This is a genomic window from Streptomyces sp. NPDC029169 (assembly GCF_055563935.1).
Map to the genome: position 1 here is coordinate 188,831 of NZ_JBVHXA010000017.1, position 17,011 is coordinate 205,841.

Consider the following 17,011-nt stretch of genomic DNA (forward strand, 5'->3'; position numbering starts at 1 on the left):
CGACAACTGGGCCAGATCAGGACCGTACGCCGGGAGTTGAGCGGGCGGCAAACGATTTACGGGGACGACTCGGGAGTCGTCCGAAGCGCGAACTCAGTCGTCCAGGAGCTGGGCCAGATCCTGGTCCCAGTCCAGGTACTGGTGCTCGCGCCCGGCCGGCACCAGGTGCTGCGACCGCTTCAGGAAGCGCCGCAGCTCGGACGTGCGGATGTGCACCACGGCCACGCCCTCCGGCGCGTGGAACTCGACGACCGTGCGGTCGTATCCGTACGGGCGGACCCGGACGTCCCCGAGCCCGGCCGGCCCGTCCACGCCCTCCGCGAGCAGCTCGCGCGAGAACGCCCAGGACACCTCGACGCCCTCCAGCGTCGCGGGCGGCGGGAACGCCATGCTCACCGCGAACGGATCCTCGCGGTCGTACCGCAGCGTGGCGGGGACGGTTTCCATCCGGGGAGCGGATGCGACCAGACGGGCCTGAACGGCCTGCTCGATGACGGTGGACAAGGCCAGCTCCTGTCGCGCGGCTTCGGTTCCTGACGTCTCCCTGACACAAGGGAAGACGAACGAAGGGGCCGGAACGTGCACTGGGGGGTCACGTGAGCTGTGTCACCGCGCGCGTCCGGCACGAGGCGGTCTGGACGGGTGTACAGGGGTGCATTAGTTTCCCGCGCCATGACGTCCAAGGGGAAGACGAGACGAACGATGTCGGTGGGGCTGAGCGCGGCGGCCCTGGCGCTGACCGCCCTGACGGTCCCGGCGCACGGCGCGTCGGACGGCGCGTCGCAGGTCGCCTCGCCGGGTGCCGGCTGGCAGCTGACGGAGACCGGAACGGATGCCCGCTTCCGGGGGCTCGCGGCGGTCGACCGTTCGACGGCCTGGGCCGCGGGCTCGAAGGGAACGGTCCTGCGGACCACCGACGGCGGCCGGAGCTGGCAGAACGTGTCGCCGCCGGGAGCGGGGGAGCTGCAGTTCCGCGACGTGGAGGCGTTCGACGCCCGGCGCGCCGTCGTCCTCGCCATCGGGGAGGGCGAGGCGTCCCGGATCCTGCGCACCGACGACGGCGGAGAGAGCTGGACGGAGTCGTTCCGCAACACCGACCCGCGGGCGTTCTACGACTGCGTGACGTTCTTCGACCACCGGCACGGGCTCGCCATGAGCGACCCCGTGGACGGGAAGTACCGGATCCTCTCCACGCGGGACGGCGGCCGTTCGTGGGCGGTGCTGCCGGACGCGGGGATGCCGGCGGCGCTGCCCGGCGAGGCGGGGTTCGCGGCGAGCGGCCAGTGCCTGGTCTCCTCGGGCCCGAAGGACGTCTGGCTGGCGACCGGCGGCGGGGCAACGGCGCGCGTGCTGCACTCCGGGGACCGGGGTCTGACCTGGACCGTCGCCGAGACGACGATCCCGGCGGGCGACCCGGCGCGGGGCGTCTTCGCGCTCGCCTTCCGCGACCGTACGCACGGGATCGCGGTCGGCGGCGACTACCGCAAGGACCAGCCCTCACCGCAGGCGGCCGCGGTCACCGGCGACGGCGGCCGCGGCTGGAGCGCCGCCTCGGCCCCGCCGCCCGCGTACCGCTCGGGCGTCGCCTGGCTCCCGCACTCCCGTACGGCCGCCCTCGCGGTCGGCCCGACCGGCACGGACCTGACGACGGACGGCGGCCGCACCTGGCGGACCGTCGACACCGGCTCGTACGACACGGTCGACTGCACGCGGGACGGCGCGTGCTGGGCCTCCGGCGAGAAGGGCCGCATCGCCCGCCTCGGCAGGGGTTAGGAGGGCAGCTGCTCCCGGTACGGGGCGAGCGCGTCGGCCGTCTTGGTCGCGTAGAACTCCGTGATCCGGTACGCGCACACGCCCTCGACGGTGAACGGGTCGGCCGCCGCGATCTTCTCGATCTCCGCGCGGTCGACCCCGGCGGCGAGGATGACACCGCCGTCGCGCGGGTTCTTCCGCCCCGAGGCGATGAACACGCCTGCCGCGTACTGCGCGTCCAGCCACTCGATGTGCGCGTCGAGCAGCGCGTCCGCCCGCTCGACGGGGGCGGTGTAGGTCAATTCCAGTACGAACATGACCGGCAGGCTACCCGGGGTCCGGGAAGCGGCGGGAAACCGCTCGCCTGCCGGACGCGGGGGCGCCGTAGGGTGGCCGTCATCATGAAGATCATCGACGTTCCCGAGGGCTGGCCCACCGACGAGACGACGGCCCGCGCCGTGCAGGCGGAGCTGCGGTCCCGGCTCGTCCTGGACGAGCCGGGACCGGCTCCCGGTACGGGGCATGTCACGGGGCTCGACGTGGCGTACGACGACGAGCGCGATCTCGTCGCCGCCGCGGCCGTCGTGCTCGACGCCCGGACGCTCGACGTGGTGGAGGAGGCCACGGCGGTCGGCCGGGTGTCGTTCCCGTACGTCCCCGGACTCCTCGCCTTCCGCGAGATCCCGACGGTGCTCGCCGCGCTCGCCTCGCTGACCGCCGACCCGGGGCTGCTCGTCTGCGACGGCTACGGCCTCGCCCACCCGCGGCGCTTCGGCCTCGCGAGCCATCTGGGCGTGCTGACCGGACGCCCGTCGATCGGCGTCGCGAAGAACCCGTTCACCTTCGTCTACGACCAACCCGGCCCGGACCGCGGCGACTTCAGCCCGCTGATGGCGGGTGACGAAGAGGTCGGCCGCGCCCTGCGTACCCAGGCCGGGGTGAAGCCCGTCTTCGTCTCCGTCGGTCACCGGGTCTCCCTCGACAACGCCTGCGCCCACACCCTCCTGCTCGCCCCCCGCTACCGCATCCCCGAGACCACCCGCCACGCCGACTCCCTGTGCCGGCGCGCCCTCCGTGAGGCCCTGGGGGCTGAAGAGGACGACTGAGTACGCGTACGGATTGGCGGTGCGCGATGACGGGCGGCAGGCTGGGCGCATGACAATCCCCGTCTCCGCCGCGCCGCGCGCCGCCGGCAGCGGCATCGGCACCCTCCAGTGCGTCGTGCTCGACTGCACCGACGTCATGGAACTGGCCCGGTTCTACCAGCAGTTGCTCGGCGGTGAGATCAATCGCCCCGATCCCCAGTGGGCCGTCGGCGACGGGTGGGCCACCCTGCACGACGCCGCCGGTGCGCCGGTGCTCGCCTTCCAGGGCGTGGCCGACCACCGGCCGCCCGTCTGGGGCGCGCCCGAGCAGCAGTTCCATCTCGACGTCCGGGTGGCCGACCTGGAAGCCGCCCACGACGCGGTCCTCGCGCTCGGGGCGTGGCAGCTCGACGGCGGGGGCGGCGACCGGGCCTGGCGGACCTACGCGGACCCGGCCGGCCACCCCTTCTGTCTCGTGCGCCACTGAGGCTCGTCGGGAGGCCGGGCGTCAGCCCTTGTACGCCACCCGGAAGCGGATGCCGGCCTCCCGCAGCCGGCCCAGCAGCGCGTCGCCCATCGCGACCGCCGTGGTGACCTGCCCCGAGGTCTTCGGCAGGTCGTCCAGGGCGAGGCAGAGCGCCGACTCGGCGAGGATCTTCGCCGTCTCGTCGTACCCCGGGTCGCCGCCCGAGACCTCCGTGAAGACGCGGCGCCCGCCGCCCTCGCCGACGAAGCGCACGGAGAACCAGCTGCGTGCGCGCCGCTCCGCGCTCGGGCCCCGGCCCGGCTCGTAGCGGTCCATCAGCCAGCGTCGTACGGGAGGCAGTTGGGCCGCCGCCAGGCCCGCGCCGACCACGGCGGTGCCGCCGAGGGCCATCGGGAGGGTCTTGACCGAGGCGTAGTGCCGGTAACGGAAGTCGGGGCCGTACGACGCGAGCGCCCGCGCCGAGCGCGCCACCACCTGCGCGTCGATCGTCGGCAGCGGCAGCGCCCAGGTGCCGGTCTCCTGGCTGAAGCGCGGCGCGCCGAGCGGCGCCCGTGCCCGTCGGCCCATCAACCGGGGCTCGTGCAGGCGCCGTTCGCGCGCGGCGCGCAGGATCTCCCGGCCACGTCCCATGGCCGTCAGGGCCGACGCGAACGTCCCGCCCGAGAAGATCGCGCCGGCGCGGACGAAGCCGTCGATCCGCAGCGGCACGTCCTGCGGCAGCTGCTGGACGGTGAAGTACACGCCCAGATCGTGCGGTACGGAGTCGAAGCCGCACGCGTGCACGATCCGCGCCCCCGTCTCCCGGGCGCGCGCGTCGTACCGTACGTACATCTCGTCGACGAACTCCGTCTCGCCGGTGAGGTCGACATAGTCCGTGCCGGCCTCCGCGCACGCCGCCACCAGGCCCTCGCCGTACCAGACGTACGGACCGACCGTGGTGGCCACCACCCGGGTGGACGCGGCGAGTTCGCGCAGCGCGTCCGCGTCGGAGGAGTCCGCGACCACCAGCGGCAGCTCGGCGCACCGGGGCCACCGCGCCGCCAGCCGCTCCCGCAGAGCCGTCAGCTTGGCGCGGCTGCGCCCGGCGAGTGCCCACCGGCACCCGACGGGAGCGTGCTCGGCCAGATACTCCGCGGTGAGCTCGCCCACGAACCCCGTCGCCCCGAAGAGGACGACGTCGTACGGTCTCGCTCCGGCACCCCGCCCCGCGACCGCCCCTGTCTCCATCCAGCCCCTCGCCTTCGCCTGCGCCCCTCTCCGGGCGCGTGTCGTCGGCGGAGCCTAGCGGAACTCCGCGGCGGCACAATTTCCAAGCGCTTGCTCGGCCAGGGGGCTTGTGCGGAGTGGAACGTGTTCCTAGCATCACTGGTGTTACAGCGATGGTGTCACACACGGTTTGGGGGCCAGATGGCAGAGACCCGGGACGCCCGGAACGGACCGCTCTCCGGGGTGCGCGTGGTGGAGCTGGCCGGGATCGGGCCCGGGCCGTTCGCGGCCATGCTCCTGGCCGACCTCGGCGCCGACGTCGTACGGGTCGACCGGCCCGGCGGGGCGGGGCTCGGCATCGACCCCGCGTACGACCTCACCAACCGCAACAAGCGCTCCGCCCTCGTCGACCTCAAGGCCGACGGCGGTCCCGCGACCGTCCTCGACCTGGTCGAGCGGGCCGACATCCTGATCGAGGGCTACCGGCCAGGCGTCGCCGAGCGCCTCGGCGTCGGCCCGGACGCCTGCCTCGCCCGCAACCCGAAGCTCGTCTACGGCCGGATGACCGGCTGGGGCCAGGACGGACCGCTCGCCGCGAGCGCCGGGCACGACATCGCGTACCTCGCCATCACCGGCACGCTCGGCATGATCGGACCCGACCCGGACGGCCCGCCCACCGTCCCCGCCAACCTCGTCGGCGACTACGCGGGCGGCTCGCTCTACCTCGTCGTCGGCGTCCTCGCCGCGCTCCAGCACGCCCGCGCGCACGGCGTGGGCCAGGTCGTCGACGCGGCCATCGTCGACGGCGCCGCCCACCTCGCCACCATGATCCACGGCATGCTCGCGGCCGGCGGCTGGCAGGACCGGCGCGGCGTCAACCTGCTGGACGGCGGCTGCCCCTTCTACGGCACGTACGAGACGTCCGACGGGCAGTACATGGCCGTCGGCGCCCTTGAGCAGCAGTTCTACGAGGAGTTCGTCCGGCTCCTCGGCATCGAGGACGTCGCCCCCGCCCGCCGCGACCTCGGCCGCTGGGACGAGCTCCGTACCGCCGTCGCCGCCCGCTTCCGTACCCGTACGAGAGACGAGTGGACGGCCGTCTTCGCCGGCAGCGACGCGTGCGTCGCCCCCGTCCTCTCGCTCCGCGAGGCCCCCGCCCACCCGCACCTCGCCGCCCGCGCCACCTTCGTCGAGCACGGCGGCCTCACCCAGCCCGCCCCCGCACCCCGCTTCTCCGTCACCCCCGGGACCGTCCGTACCGGCCCCGCCCGGCCCGGCGCCGACACCGACGAGATCGCCCGCGACTGGGCCGTCCCCTCCCTGAAAGGCCAGGAGTACGAAGCATGAAGCGCCAGCTCTACACCGCCGACCACGAGGCCTTCCGCGAGACCGTCCGTACCTTCCTCGCCAAGGAGGTGCTGCCCCACTACGAGCAGTGGGAGAAGGACGGCATCGTCTCGCGCGAGGCCTGGCGCGCCGCCGGGCGGCAGGGGCTGCTCGGCCTCGCGGTCGACGAGGAGTACGGAGGCGGCGGCAACCCCGACTTCCGCTACAGCGCCGTCCTCGCCGAGGAGTTCACCCGGGCCGGCGCGCCCGGCATCGCCCTCGGCCTGCACAACGACATCATCGGGCCGTACCTCACCTCGCTCGCCACCGAGGAGCAGAAGCGCCGCTGGCTGCCCGGCTTCTGCACCGGCGAGCTGATCACCGCCATCGCGATGACCGAGCCGGGCGCCGGCTCCGACCTCCAGGGGATCCGCACCAGCGCCGAGGACCGCGGCGACCACTGGCTGCTCAACGGCTCCAAGACCTTCATCTCCAACGGCATCCTCGCCGACCTGGTGATCGTGGTCGCGAAGACGACCCCCGAAGGCGGCGCGCACGGGCTCTCGCTCCTCGTCGTCGAACGCGGCATGGAGGGCTTCGAGCGCGGCCGGAACCTCGACAAGATCGGCCAGAAGTCGCAGGACACCGCCGAACTCTTCTTCCACGACGTCCGCGTCCCCAAGGAGAACCTCCTCGGCGAGCTCGACGGCGCCTTCGTCCACCTCATGACCAATCTCGCCCAGGAGCGGATGGCCATCGCCGTGGCCGGCATCGCCGCCGCCGAACACCTCCTGGAGATCACCACGCGGTACGTGAAGGAGCGCGAGGCCTTCGGACGTCCGCTCGCCAAGCTCCAGCACGTCCGCTTCGAGATCGCCGAGATGGCGACCGAGTGCGCCGTCACCCGGACGTTCCTCGACCGGTGCATCGTCGATCACTCGAACGGGGAACTCGACGCCGTCCACGCCTCGATGGCCAAGTGGTGGGCGACCGAGCTGCAGAAGCGGGTCGCCGACCGCTGCCTCCAGCTCCACGGGGGATACGGCTACATGGCCGAGTTCCCGGTCGCCAGGGCGTTCACCGACGGCCGCATCCAGACCATCTACGGCGGGACGACCGAGATCATGAAGGAGATCATCGGACGTTCCCTGCTGGGCTAGCTCTCTCTTCACCCTCATCGTTGAAAGGCTTCTCGTGAGCACCGAAGCGTACGTGTACGACGCGATCCGCACCCCGCGCGGCCGCGGCAAGGCCAACGGCGCCCTGCACGGCACCAAGCCCATCGACCTGGTCGTCGGACTCATCCACGAGATCCGCGACCGCTTTCCCGGACTCGACCCGGCCGCGATCGACGACATCGTCCTCGGCGTCGTCGGACCGGTCGGCGACCAGGGCTCCGACATCGCCCGGATCGCCGCCATCGCCGCGGGCCTCCCCGACACCGTCGCCGGCGTCCAGGAGAACCGCTTCTGTGCCTCCGGCCTCGAAGCCGTCAACATGGCCGCGATGAAGGTCCGTTCGGGCTGGGAGGACCTCGTTCTCGCCGGCGGCGTCGAGTCCATGTCCCGTGTCCCGATGGCCTCCGACGGCGGCGCCTGGTTCGCCGACCCGATGACCAACTTCGAGACCGGCTTCGTCCCCCAGGGCATCGGCGCCGACCTGATCGCCACCATCGAGGGCTTCTCGCGCCGCGACGTCGACGAGTACGCCGCGCTCTCCCAGGAGCGCGCCGCGGCCGCCTGGAAGGACGGCCGCTTCGACCGCTCCGTCGTCCCCGTCAAGGACCGGCGCAGCGGCCTGGTCGTCCTCGACCACGACGAGCACATGCGCCCCGGCACCACCGCCGACTCGCTGGCCGCCCTGAAGCCCTCCTTCGCCGCGATCGGCGACATGGGCGGCTTCGACGCCGTCGCGCTGCAGACGTACCACTGGGTGGAGAAGATCGACCACGTCCACCACGCCGGCAACTCCTCCGGCATCGTCGACGGCGCCTCGCTCGTCGCCATCGGCTCCAAGGAGGTCGGGGAGCGGTACGGGCTCACCCCGCGCGCCCGGATCGTCGCCGCCGCCGTCTCCGGCTCCGAGCCCACCATCATGCTCACCGGACCCGCGCCCGCGACCCGTAAGGCACTCGCCAAGGCCGGCCTGACCATGGACGACATCGACCTGGTCGAGATCAACGAGGCGTTCGCGGGCGTCGTGCTCCGCTTCGTCAAGGACATGGGCATCAGCCTCGACAAGGTCAACGTCAACGGCGGCGCGATCGCGCTCGGCCACCCGCTCGGCGCGACCGGCGCGATGATCCTCGGCACCCTCATCGACGAGCTGGAGCGCCAGGACAAGCGCTACGGCCTGGCCACGCTGTGCGTCGGCGGCGGCATGGGCATCGCCACGATCGTCGAGCGCGTCTGACCGTCCGCCCCACCAGCCTTACGGAGAAGCAGCAATGAGCCAGAGCACCACCATCCGCTGGGAGCAGGACGAGACCGGCGTCGTCACCCTCGTCCTCGACGACCCCCACCAGTCCGCGAACACCATGAACCAGGCGTTCAAGGACTCGATCGCGGCGATCGCCGACCGCGCCGAGGCCGAGAAGGACTCCATCCGCGGCATCATCTACACCTCCGCCAAGAAGACGTTCTTCGCCGGCGGCGACCTCAAGGACATGATCCGGCTCCGGCCGGAGGACGCCCAGCTCGCCTTCGACACCGGCACGGAGATCAAGCGCTCCCTGCGGCGCATCGAGACCCTCGGCAAGCCCGTCGTCGCCGCCATCAACGGCGCGGCGCTCGGCGGCGGTTACGAGATCGCCCTCGCCTCCCACCACCGGATCGCGCTCGACGCGCCCGGCTCCAAGATCGGCCTGCCCGAGGTCACGCTCGGTCTCCTCCCGGCGGGCGGCGGCGTCACCCGTACCGTACGGCTCATGGGCATCGCCGACGCCCTCCTGAAGGTGCTGCTCCAGGGCACCCAGTACGCCCCGCAGCGGGCGCTCGAGAACGGCCTGATCCACGAGGTGGCGGCCACGCCCGAGGAGATGCTCGCCAAGGCGCGCGCCTTCATCGACGCGAACCCCGAGTCGCAGCAGCCCTGGGACGTCAAGGGGTACAAGATCCCCGGCGGGACCCCGTCGAACCCGCGGTTCGCCGCCAACCTGCCGGCCTTCCCGGCCAACCTGAAGAAGCAGCTGAACGGCGCCCCCTACCCGGCCCCGCGCAACATCCTCGCCTGCGCCGTCGAGGGCTCCCAGGTCGACTTCGAGACCGCGCTGACCATCGAGGCCCGCTACTTCACCGAACTGGTCACCGGCCAGACGGCGAAGAACATGATCCAGGCGTTCTTCTTCGACCTCCAGGCCGTCAACTCCGGCGCCAACCGCCCCCAGGGCATCGAGCCGCGCCCCGTCCGCAAGGTCGCCGTCCTCGGCGCGGGCATGATGGGCGCCGGCATCGCGTACTCCTGCGCCCGCGCGGGCATCGAGGTCGTCCTCAAGGACGTCTCGGCGGACGCCGCGGCGAAGGGCAAGGGCTACTCCGAGAAGCTGTGTGCCAAGGCCGTGTCCCGGGGCCGTACGACCCAGGCGAAGGCGGACGAGCTGCTCGCCCGAATCACCCCGACCGCCGACCCCGCCGACCTCGCGGGCTGCGACGCCGTGATCGAGGCCGTCTTCGAGGACACCGCGCTCAAGCACAAGGTCTTCCAGGAGATCCAGGACATCGTCGAGCCGGACGCCCTGCTCTGCTCCAACACCTCCACGCTGCCGATCACCGTCCTCGCCGAAGGGGTCTCCCGCCCGGTCGACTTCATCGGCCTGCACTTCTTCTCCCCGGTCGACAAGATGCCGCTCGTGGAGATCATCAAGGGCGAGCGCACCGGCGACGAGGCCCTCGCCCGCGCCTTCGACCTGGTACGGCAGATCAAGAAGACCCCGATCGTCGTCAACGACTCGCGCGGCTTCTTCACCTCGCGCGTGATCGGCCAGTTCATCAACGAGGGCGTCGCCATGGTCGGCGAGGGCGCCGACCCGGCCTCGGTCGAGCAGGCGGCGGCGCAGGCCGGGTACCCGGCCAAGGTGCTCTCCCTGATGGACGAGCTGACGCTCACCCTGCCGCGGAAGATCCGCAACGAGACGCGGCGCGCGATCGAGGAGGCCGGCGGCACGTGGGCCGGGCACCCCTCGGACGCGGTGATCGACCGCATGGTCGACGAGTTCGGGCGTACGGGACGCAGCGGCGGCGCGGGCTTCTACGCGTACGACGAGAACGGCACGCGGGTCGGGCTCTGGCCGGGACTGCGCGAACACTTCACGCGCTCCGACGTGACGATCCCCTTCGAGGACATGAAGGAACGGATGCTCTTCTCCGAGGCGCTGGACTCGGTCCGCTGCCTGGAGGAGAACGTCCTGACATCGGTCGCCGACGCGAACATCGGCTCGATCATGGGCATCGGCTTCCCGGCCTGGACCGGTGGTGTGCTCCAGTACATCAACGGGTATGAGGGCGGGCTGCCCGGCTTCGTGGCACGCGCGCGTGAGCTGGCGGAGACGTACGGGGACCGCTTCCAGCCGTCGGCGCTGCTCGTGGAGAAGGCAGAGCGGGGCGAGGTGTTCACGGACTAGCTGCTCAGGGGCTCCTGAAGGCCGTCCGCAGCTCCTCGCTGAGGGAGCGCTGGAAGGCCGTGACGAGGGCCTGGATCACCATCGGCTGCATGTGCGCGGAGAGCGACTTCATGGCGGCCAGGTGATCCGGGTCCTCGGCGCTCTCCCGGTACGGATTCCAGACCTCCTCCCGGAAGAGCCGGGACAACTCCTGGGCCGCCACGCGCGCGTGCTCCAGGAGGACGGTGCGGGAGGCGAGGATCGTCTCGTGCGCGATGGGCACGTCGAGCAGCTCGACGCCGAGCCGCAGCAGCGAGGCGTCGAGCCGGAAGACGTCCGGGTCGGCGCCCTTGTCGAGGACCCCCATCGCCGCGAGGCGGTCGACGTCCTCGTCGGCGAGGGCCCGCCCGGCGCGCCGCTCCAGCTCGCGCCGGGTGATCTCTTCGGCGGACTCGGGCGCCCAGGCGGCGATCAGGGCCCGGTGGACGGCGAGGTCCCGCTCGCTGAGGTCGGGCGGGAGCTGGTGCAGATACCGTTCGATGGCGGCGAGGGTCATCCCCTGGCGCTGGAGCTCCTCGATCAGCGCGAGCCGCGAGAGGTGCCCGGGCCCGTAGTGCCCGACCCGGCGCGGCCCGATGACGGGCGGCGGCAGCAGCCCCTTGGTGCTGTAGAACCGCACGGTCCGCACGGTGACACCCGCCCGCGCGGCCAGCTCGTCGACGGTGAACGTCGGCGCCTGCTGGTGCTCCTCGGGCTGCTCGGGCTGCGCTTCGGTCTCGGTGGCCATGATTCAACAGTATTGCTGTCTCACTGGCGCTGTAAAAGCACGGGCTCGATGTCAGTGCCGGCCCGTACGGTGAGGGCATGTCGGAGATCACGTACGCACGGGGGGACGCCAGCGCGCCGCAGGGCAAGGGCGTCAAGATCATCGCGCATGTCTGCAACGACCTGGGCGGCTGGGGCAAGGGGTTCGTGGTGGCCCTGTCGCGCCGCTGGCCGGAGCCGGAGGCGGCGTACCGGCGCTGGCACCGCGAGCGGGCGGGGAACGACTTCGGGCTGGGGGCCGCCCAGTTCGTGTCGGTCGGGCCGAACGTCTGGGTGGCCAATCTGGTGGGGCAGCGGGGGATACGGACGGGCCGGAGCACGGGCGTGCCGGTGCGGTACGAGGCGATCGACGCGGCGCTCGGGCTGCTCGCCGACAAGGCGGAGGAGCTGGGGGCGTCCGTACACATGCCCCGGATCGGCTGCGGTCTTGCCGGCGGGAAGTGGCCCCGGATCGAGCCGCTCATCGCCGAGCGGCTGACGGCGCGGGGGATACCGGTCACCGTGTACGACTTCGAGGCGTAGCCCGCCCCGGGGATCGGATGGCGTGTACCTGCCGCTAGAGTCACATGCCTGTTCGATACGGGGCGTGGTGACAGGGGAGGGTCATGTACACGGAACTCAGGGAGACGGCCACGGAGTTGGCCGCGGTCCTGTGGCGGGAACACACCGTGTACCGGGAGCGGGGCGGCGGCGTGGTGATCCGCGGCGAGCACGTGGGGCGCTGGATCAGCCTGGCCCCGACCGGCGGCAGGAACCAGGCCCGGCTGCGCGCCGGGCGCCTCCTGGACGGCGGCACCACGGCGCCGGCCCGCTCCGAGATCGTGGTCGACCTCTCCGTCGGGACGGCCGAACTGGCCGCGGTCTGCCGCCGCCTGCTCGCCGACGTCACCGCCGCGGACACGGAGCCCTCCCGGGCGCGCACCGCGGCCCCCAGGCCGCGCCCCGCCCGCGAGGAGCGCCGCCCGGCCGCCAAGCCCGCCCGCCCGCGCACGAGGCGGCACACGAGCTTCGGCTCCTGGGTGGTGCTGGTGTGCGTGGCGGGGATCGTGGGGCTCTGGGTCTACACCCAGTTCGGCATGTACGGGTACTAGGAATTGCCCGGCGCCGGTACGAACCGGCCGCCGTACATCGGCAGTTCGATCCGCTCGCCGTAGCGGGCGAGCTGCGCCCAGGGGCGGTTGAGGCCGGCGGAGCCGTACGCACGGACGCGCGTCACGGTGTTCAGGTCGAGGACATCCACGAGGACCTCCTCGCCGCCGCCCGCCTGCTGGCGGACCGTCCCTTCCGGGTCGACGATCAGGCTGGCCCCGACCCCCGGCCGGGTCCGCCGCGTTGACGTTGACGACGTACACCTGGTTGGTCCAGGCGTTGCAGATCGCCAGCCCCGCGCGGCCGATGCCGGGCAGGTCGAAGACGACGAACTCAGCGCCGGGGCGGGTCTGTTCGTACGGCTGCCACGGGAAGATCTTGCGGTAGCGGGCGACGATCTCCCCGTCCGGGGAGACGGCGAGGGCCGTGTTGTAGACGTGACCGTCGTCCGCCTGCTCGTAGAGGCTGCCCGGCACCAGCCAGAGCCCGGTCTCCCGGGCCAGCCCGCGGATCCGGTCGGTCAGCGGCCCCGGGATCCGTACGGCCGCCTCCTTCATCCAGTCCGGGCGGGCATGGAGCAGCGGCGCCTCGGCCGAGAGCATCAGCTCCGGCACGACGACGAGCTGGACGTGGGGGAAGGTGTCCCGCACCGCCCTCACCTGGTCGGCGAATCGTTGCCAGGAGGCGCTCAGGTCGTGGGCCACCGGTGTGGTCTGGACGGCGGCGATGGCGAGTGTGCGCATGAGGCTCAGTTCTCCGTGACAGACAGGGTGGTCACGGACGTACGTCCGTGGCGGAAGAAGCGGGGGTGGCGCGTGCGCACGAGCAGCATCACCACGGCCCCGAGGACGATCGAGCCGACGCCGAGCAGGAAGACTCCGCCGACACCACCCAGCGAGGTGGAGCCGTAGGCGGGGTCGATCATGTCGTACGCGCTGCGAACGAAGGCCGCCAGCATGATCAGGCCGCCGAGCGCCGGCAGTACGCCCTTGACCAGCAGGTCCCGCGCGGAGTTCCGCAGCTCCGCGCGGAAGTGCCAGGCGCAGGCGAGACCGGTGACGCCGTAGTAGAAGGCGATCAGCAGGCCGATCGACAGGATGGCGTCGCCCAGGAAACCGGTCGAGACGAGCGTGAGCAGCACCAGTACGACGGCGGCCGCCGCGCCGAAGAACACCGTTCCGAAGGCCGGGGTGAGGAAGCGGGGATGGGTGCGCCCGAAGGCGGTCGGCAGAGCGCCGTGCGCGCTCATCGACAGTGTGCTCCGGGGCGCGGAGCTCGCGACGGTCAGCATGGCCCCCACGGCGGAGACCGCGATGGCAAGCGTGACGAGCCGGCTCAGGGCGTCGCCGAGGACCGGCGGTGCGAGCTGGGTGAGGACGTCGGCGGTGTTCTCCTCGTTGCCGAGCCCGAGGCCCGAGACGCCGGTCCCCGCATAGGAGATCGCGGCGAAGGCCGTGAAGAGGTACGTGACGAGGAGGATCAGGGTCGAGGCGATCGCGGCCCTGCCGGGGGTGCGTCCGCTGTCGACCGTCTCCTCGTTGAAGGTGATCAGCGCATCCCAGCCCCAGTAGATGAAGAGACTCAGCAGGACCGCCTCGGCGAAGGGGCCGAAGCCGTCGAAGGCGAACGGGTTGAGCCAGCTCAGGGATGGTGCGGCCGCGCCGTCCCGGGCGAAGGCCGCGACGCCGAAGGCGAGCAGCGCCACGAGCTGGACGCCGAGCATGGCGTACTGCACATGGGCGGCGAGCTGGACGCCGCGGTACGCGACGGTGGTGACGAGGCCGATCAGGAGGACCGCGACGGCGGTCACGGCGAGGCGGCTCCCGGCCGCCGCGTCGAGACCCAGCAGGGCGAGCAGCGCGGACGCGCCGACCTGGGCCAGCGCGGTCATTGCGATGACGGTGGCGACCAGCACCGTCCAGCCGCCGACCAGCCAGCCGGCGGCGGGGCCGAAGGCCCGGGTGTTCCAGACGAAGGTCGTTCCGCAGTCCGGCATCCGCCGGTTCAGTTCCCGGAAGGCGAAGGCCGTCAGGAGGATCGGCACGAAGCCGAGGAGCAGGGCGGCGGGGGCGAGATCGCCGACCGTGAGGGTCACCAGGCCCAGGGTGACGGCGATGCTGTACGCCGGGGCGACGGACGCGAGTCCGAGAGCGACCGTGGCGAGCAGGCCCACGGAATCGCCGCGCAGACCCTTCTCGGTGAGCGGGGGCGGCCCCGCGTGGTTGGTGGTCATGACGCCCTTCCCATGAGGAGCGTAGGCGCAAGGACCAGGAGGCGCGACGGGCCCAGCTGAGCGAGGCCGCGGGGACGTGGCGGAGGAGGCGGGTGTCACCCCGGCGGCGGTCCTCTACTACTACGAGGACCTCGACGCGCTGATGTACGAGACGTTCCAGCAGGCCATCGAGCGGTTCTGCCGGGACCGGGAGGCCGAGGCGGAGCGGCACGAGGACGCCCGAGAGCGGCTGCGCTCCTGCATCGCCTTCGGCGTGGCGGCCGGCCCGCAGGACCGTGCGCGACCCGAAGGCTGCCGCCCTCGACAGCGTTCTCACGGAACGCCAGATCAGCGTCTACCAGGGGATCCTGGTGCTCGGCGAGGCCCAGGGACACTTCAGCCTGACGGACTCCGCGCGCATGATCGCCGCCAACTTCGTCGCGATGGAGGACGGCTACCAGATGGACGTCCTGGCCGGGCGGCGCTCACCCCAGGAGGTCGTCGCCGCCCTGTACTCGTACGGCCGCGCCGCGACCGGCTGGTCGGCGGAGCGCTGACGCGGTCCTGGGGGCACCCGTGCACTGCGGCGTGGACATGCGTCGGCCCGCCGTGCCTGGAAGGCGCGGCGGGCCGATGAGATCAGTTCATACAGTTCATGCAGTTCATGCCAGTCAGGCTGTTCAGAAGGCCGTCACCGGGTAGTGGTCGCTGAGGTTCGTGTACGTGTACTTCGTGCCCCAGCTGGAGACCGTCCAGGGCGCGCTCTTCTCCAGGACCACGTTGTTCGTCCAGTTCGCCGGGCGCGCGTTGCCCGAGCGGTACAGGACGTAGTCGAGGTCCTCGCGCGGGTCGGTCGGGTAACGGTAGGAGGCGATCGAGTTCTCCTGGGTGTCGAACGAGTACGGGTGACCGGTGCGGGCGTCCGCGCCGGCCAGGCCCGCGTCGCTGAGCATCGTGCCGTACTCGGGCGTCCGGGAGTCGACGTTCATGTCGCCGGCCACGATGACCTGCTCGTTCGCCGGGATGTTCTTGGCGTCGAGGAAGGCGTCCATCGCCTTGAACTGGCGGCTGCGCATCTGCGCCGCCTCGCCCGCCGAGCAGCCCGGGTCGGTGGACTGGGCGTGCGTGCCGACGACGTGGACCTTGGCGCCGTTCACGTCGAGGACGGTGTAGACGAAGCCCTTGTTCGAGTACCAGTCGGCGCCGCAGGCGTCCTTGTAGACGTACTGCTCCTTGCGGACGATCGGCCACTTGCTGAGGATCGTCACGCCGCCGTCCTCCGGCGTCGTGGCGGAGTAGGCGCCGCTCGTGGCGTCCCAGCCGGTCCTGCTGCGCCCCATGACCGGGGTCTGGTACGGGTACTGGGCGGCCGAGTTCGCCTTGAGCGCGTCCGAGGAGGAGTTGTCGAAGGCCTCCTGGATCACGACGACGTCGTGGCCCTGGTAGAAGGGGGCGGCGGGGATCGCCTGGGCCCGGTGGTCCTGGCCCCAGTTCGGGTAGAGCGTCTTGCTGAAGAGGAAGGCGTTGTAGCTGAGCACCTTCAGGCGGGGGGTCTCGGCGGCCGAGGCCGAGGGGGCTGCGGTGGCCAGGGTCGCGGCGGCGAGCGCCAGGGACAGGGCGGCGCCGGAGGCACGACGGCGGTGTGCGGCGAGCGGCACAGAAACTCCCGTGTGTAGGTGGGGGGTTGGAGCAGCGCCGCACATCAAACCAGCCGTAGTTACCTTGCGGTAGCCATTGGGTGCCGGAAACCTTGCGCGGTCATGTCAGCACGACGTGCGCGCGTGGGTGCGCGCGTTCGGCGGGTGCGGAAATTGTCGATTTTCCGAGCGGGTATCATGCGCGCATGACCCTCGCGCAGAATTCGAAGATCTTCGACATGGACCTCGGTCCGCTGAACCCCGTCACGGCTGAGCTCATCCTTGGCGCGGTGCTGTTCGGCCTCACCTTCCTCATCCTGGCGAAGGGCATCCTGCCAAGGATCAACCGCACCCTCGCCGAGCGCGAGGACGCCATCGCCGGCGGCACCGAGCGCGCCGACGACCTGCGCGCCGAGGCCACGCAGATCCGCGAGCAGTACGAGGCCGAGCTGGCCGAGGCCCGCCACGAGGCGGCCCGCATCCGCTCGCAGGCCACCGAGGAGGGCGCGGCCGCCATCGCCGCCGCCCGCGCCGAGGGCATCCGCGAGCGCGAGGCGATCCTCGCCGCCGGCAGCGAGCGCATCGCCGCCGAGCGCGCCGCCGCCGAGCGCGAGCTCACCGCCGACGTCGACGCCTGGGCGCGCGCCCTGGCCGGCCGCATCGTCGGCGAGCCGGTCGGCGCCGACCGCGGCTGACGCACCCACGCACCACGAGATCGGGGCCGGGGGGGGGGGGGGGAGGGGGGGGGGGGGGAGGGGGGGGGGTGGGGGGGTGTTTGTGGGGGGGGGCGGTCGT

Annotated in this window: 18 protein-coding genes and 1 pseudogene; 11 read left to right on the forward strand and 8 right to left on the reverse strand. The window is 72.1% G+C overall.

Going from position 1 to position 17,011, the window contains the following annotated elements:
• Positions 1-93: 93 nt before the first annotated feature.
• Positions 94-504, reverse strand: a complete 411-nt coding sequence (ssgD, locus tag ACZ4VI_RS27970; RefSeq protein ID WP_468003575.1) for a spore wall synthesis regulator SsgD — start codon at positions 502-504, stop codon at positions 94-96.
• Between the two features lie 198 nt (positions 505-702).
• Between ssgD and ACZ4VI_RS27975 the strand changes: the two genes are divergently transcribed.
• Complete coding sequence (locus ACZ4VI_RS27975) at positions 703-1,773, forward strand: WD40/YVTN/BNR-like repeat-containing protein (RefSeq protein ID WP_468003636.1); 1,071 nt, start codon at positions 703-705, stop codon at positions 1,771-1,773.
• Here ACZ4VI_RS27975 and ACZ4VI_RS27980 read toward each other — a convergent pair.
• Positions 1,770-2,069: a YciI family protein gene (locus tag ACZ4VI_RS27980; protein WP_468003577.1), complete on the reverse strand. Its 300-nt coding sequence runs from the start codon at positions 2,067-2,069 to the stop codon at positions 1,770-1,772. The genes ACZ4VI_RS27975 and ACZ4VI_RS27980 overlap by 4 nt on opposite strands.
• Positions 2,070-2,153: 84 nt before the next feature.
• On the opposite strand from ACZ4VI_RS27980, the gene ACZ4VI_RS27985 reads away from it, so the two are divergent.
• Both ACZ4VI_RS27985 and ACZ4VI_RS27990 read left to right on the forward strand, forming a co-directional pair.
• On the forward strand, positions 2,154-2,858 hold the full coding sequence (locus ACZ4VI_RS27985; RefSeq protein ID WP_468003579.1) for an endonuclease V: 705 nt from the start codon (positions 2,154-2,156) through the stop codon (positions 2,856-2,858).
• A 49-nt stretch (positions 2,859-2,907) separates the two neighbouring features.
• Complete coding sequence (locus ACZ4VI_RS27990) at positions 2,908-3,324, forward strand: VOC family protein (protein WP_468003580.1); 417 nt, start codon at positions 2,908-2,910, stop codon at positions 3,322-3,324.
• 21 nt (positions 3,325-3,345) lie between these two features.
• Here ACZ4VI_RS27990 and ACZ4VI_RS27995 read toward each other — a convergent pair whose 3' ends face one another.
• Positions 3,346-4,551, reverse strand: coding sequence for a saccharopine dehydrogenase family protein (locus ACZ4VI_RS27995; protein WP_468003582.1), 1,206 nt, complete (start codon positions 4,549-4,551; stop codon positions 3,346-3,348).
• Positions 4,552-4,731: 180 nt separating this feature from the next.
• Between ACZ4VI_RS27995 and ACZ4VI_RS28000 the strand changes: the two genes are divergently transcribed.
• From ACZ4VI_RS28000 to ACZ4VI_RS28015, 4 genes are read left to right on the forward strand one after another with little or no spacing between them, the layout of a single operon-like run.
• Complete coding sequence (locus ACZ4VI_RS28000) at positions 4,732-5,877, forward strand: CaiB/BaiF CoA transferase family protein (protein ID WP_468003583.1); 1,146 nt, start codon at positions 4,732-4,734, stop codon at positions 5,875-5,877.
• Positions 5,874-7,016, forward strand: a complete 1,143-nt coding sequence (locus tag ACZ4VI_RS28005) for an acyl-CoA dehydrogenase family protein (RefSeq protein WP_468003585.1) — start codon at positions 5,874-5,876, stop codon at positions 7,014-7,016. The genes ACZ4VI_RS28000 and ACZ4VI_RS28005 overlap by 4 nt, the downstream gene beginning before the upstream one ends.
• 34 nt (positions 7,017-7,050) lie before the next feature.
• Positions 7,051-8,268: an acetyl-CoA C-acetyltransferase gene (locus ACZ4VI_RS28010; RefSeq protein WP_468003587.1), complete on the forward strand. Its 1,218-nt coding sequence runs from the start codon at positions 7,051-7,053 to the stop codon at positions 8,266-8,268.
• Positions 8,269-8,302: 34 nt separating this feature from the next.
• Positions 8,303-10,474, forward strand: coding sequence for a 3-hydroxyacyl-CoA dehydrogenase NAD-binding domain-containing protein (locus tag ACZ4VI_RS28015; RefSeq protein WP_468003589.1), 2,172 nt, complete (start codon positions 8,303-8,305; stop codon positions 10,472-10,474).
• A gap of 4 nt (positions 10,475-10,478) precedes the next feature.
• Here the strand turns inward: ACZ4VI_RS28015 and ACZ4VI_RS28020 are convergent, their stop codons facing one another.
• On the reverse strand, positions 10,479-11,240 hold the full coding sequence (locus ACZ4VI_RS28020; RefSeq protein WP_468003591.1) for a MerR family transcriptional regulator: 762 nt from the start codon (positions 11,238-11,240) through the stop codon (positions 10,479-10,481).
• A gap of 77 nt (positions 11,241-11,317) precedes the next feature.
• Between ACZ4VI_RS28020 and ACZ4VI_RS28025 the strand changes: the two genes are divergently transcribed.
• Positions 11,318-11,800, forward strand: a complete 483-nt coding sequence (locus ACZ4VI_RS28025; RefSeq protein ID WP_468003593.1) for a macro domain-containing protein — start codon at positions 11,318-11,320, stop codon at positions 11,798-11,800.
• Positions 11,801-11,883: 83 nt separating this feature from the next.
• On the forward strand, positions 11,884-12,369 hold the full coding sequence (locus ACZ4VI_RS28030) for a hypothetical protein (protein ID WP_468003594.1): 486 nt from the start codon (positions 11,884-11,886) through the stop codon (positions 12,367-12,369).
• On the opposite strand, the gene ACZ4VI_RS28035 is transcribed toward ACZ4VI_RS28030, so the two are convergent.
• From ACZ4VI_RS28035 to ACZ4VI_RS28045, 3 genes and pseudogenes are all read right to left on the reverse strand, one after another.
• A complete protein-coding gene (locus tag ACZ4VI_RS28035) occupies positions 12,366-12,518 on the reverse strand; it encodes a hypothetical protein (protein WP_468003596.1) in 153 nt (50 codons plus the stop codon). The genes ACZ4VI_RS28030 and ACZ4VI_RS28035 overlap by 4 nt on opposite strands.
• 175 nt (positions 12,519-12,693) lie before the next feature.
• Positions 12,694-13,110, reverse strand: a pseudogene (locus tag ACZ4VI_RS28040) (carbon-nitrogen hydrolase family protein); the annotation flags it as partial.
• Positions 13,111-13,115: 5 nt separating this feature from the next.
• Positions 13,116-14,600, reverse strand: coding sequence for an APC family permease (locus tag ACZ4VI_RS28045; protein WP_468003598.1), 1,485 nt, complete (start codon positions 14,598-14,600; stop codon positions 13,116-13,118).
• Between the two features lie 275 nt (positions 14,601-14,875).
• On the opposite strand from ACZ4VI_RS28045, the gene ACZ4VI_RS28050 reads away from it, so the two are divergent.
• Positions 14,876-15,136: a hypothetical protein gene (locus ACZ4VI_RS28050; protein ID WP_468003600.1), complete on the forward strand. Its 261-nt coding sequence runs from the start codon at positions 14,876-14,878 to the stop codon at positions 15,134-15,136.
• 123 nt (positions 15,137-15,259) lie between these two features.
• On the opposite strand, the gene sph is transcribed toward ACZ4VI_RS28050, so the two are convergent.
• The gene (gene sph / locus ACZ4VI_RS28055) at positions 15,260-16,237 is read right to left on the reverse strand and encodes a sphingomyelin phosphodiesterase (protein ID WP_468003602.1); all 978 of its coding nucleotides are present in this window, start codon (positions 16,235-16,237) and stop codon (positions 15,260-15,262) included.
• 185 nt (positions 16,238-16,422) lie between these two features.
• On the opposite strand from sph, the gene ACZ4VI_RS28060 reads away from it, so the two are divergent.
• On the forward strand, positions 16,423-16,911 hold the full coding sequence (locus ACZ4VI_RS28060) for a F0F1 ATP synthase subunit B family protein (protein ID WP_468003604.1): 489 nt from the start codon (positions 16,423-16,425) through the stop codon (positions 16,909-16,911).
• Positions 16,912-17,011: the final 100 nt, after the last annotated feature.

Bases quoted from the DNA above. Each gene is read 5' to 3' on its own strand.
- ACZ4VI_RS27995 (WP_468003582.1), bottom strand. From the start codon at position 4,551: ATGGAGACAGGGGCGGTCGCGGGGCGGGGTGCCGGAGCGAGACCGTAC.
- ACZ4VI_RS28005 (WP_468003585.1), top strand. From the start codon at position 5,874: ATGAAGCGCCAGCTCTACACCGCCGACCACGAGGCCTTCCGCGAGACC.
- ACZ4VI_RS27980 (WP_468003577.1), bottom strand. From the start codon at position 2,069: ATGTTCGTACTGGAATTGACCTACACCGCCCCCGTCGAGCGGGCGGAC.
- ACZ4VI_RS27975 (WP_468003636.1), top strand. From the start codon at position 703: ATGTCGGTGGGGCTGAGCGCGGCGGCCCTGGCGCTGACCGCCCTGACG.
- ACZ4VI_RS28020 (WP_468003591.1), bottom strand. From the start codon at position 11,240: ATGGCCACCGAGACCGAAGCGCAGCCCGAGCAGCCCGAGGAGCACCAG.
- ACZ4VI_RS28015 (WP_468003589.1), top strand. From the start codon at position 8,303: ATGAGCCAGAGCACCACCATCCGCTGGGAGCAGGACGAGACCGGCGTC.
- ACZ4VI_RS28025 (WP_468003593.1), top strand. From the start codon at position 11,318: ATGTCGGAGATCACGTACGCACGGGGGGACGCCAGCGCGCCGCAGGGC.
- ACZ4VI_RS27985 (WP_468003579.1), top strand. From the start codon at position 2,154: ATGAAGATCATCGACGTTCCCGAGGGCTGGCCCACCGACGAGACGACG.
- ACZ4VI_RS27990 (WP_468003580.1), top strand. From the start codon at position 2,908: ATGACAATCCCCGTCTCCGCCGCGCCGCGCGCCGCCGGCAGCGGCATC.
- ACZ4VI_RS28045 (WP_468003598.1), bottom strand. From the start codon at position 14,600: ATGACCACCAACCACGCGGGGCCGCCCCCGCTCACCGAGAAGGGTCTG.
- ACZ4VI_RS28000 (WP_468003583.1), top strand. From the start codon at position 4,732: ATGGCAGAGACCCGGGACGCCCGGAACGGACCGCTCTCCGGGGTGCGC.
- ACZ4VI_RS28060 (WP_468003604.1), top strand. From the start codon at position 16,423: ATGACCCTCGCGCAGAATTCGAAGATCTTCGACATGGACCTCGGTCCG.
- ACZ4VI_RS28030 (WP_468003594.1), top strand. From the start codon at position 11,884: ATGTACACGGAACTCAGGGAGACGGCCACGGAGTTGGCCGCGGTCCTG.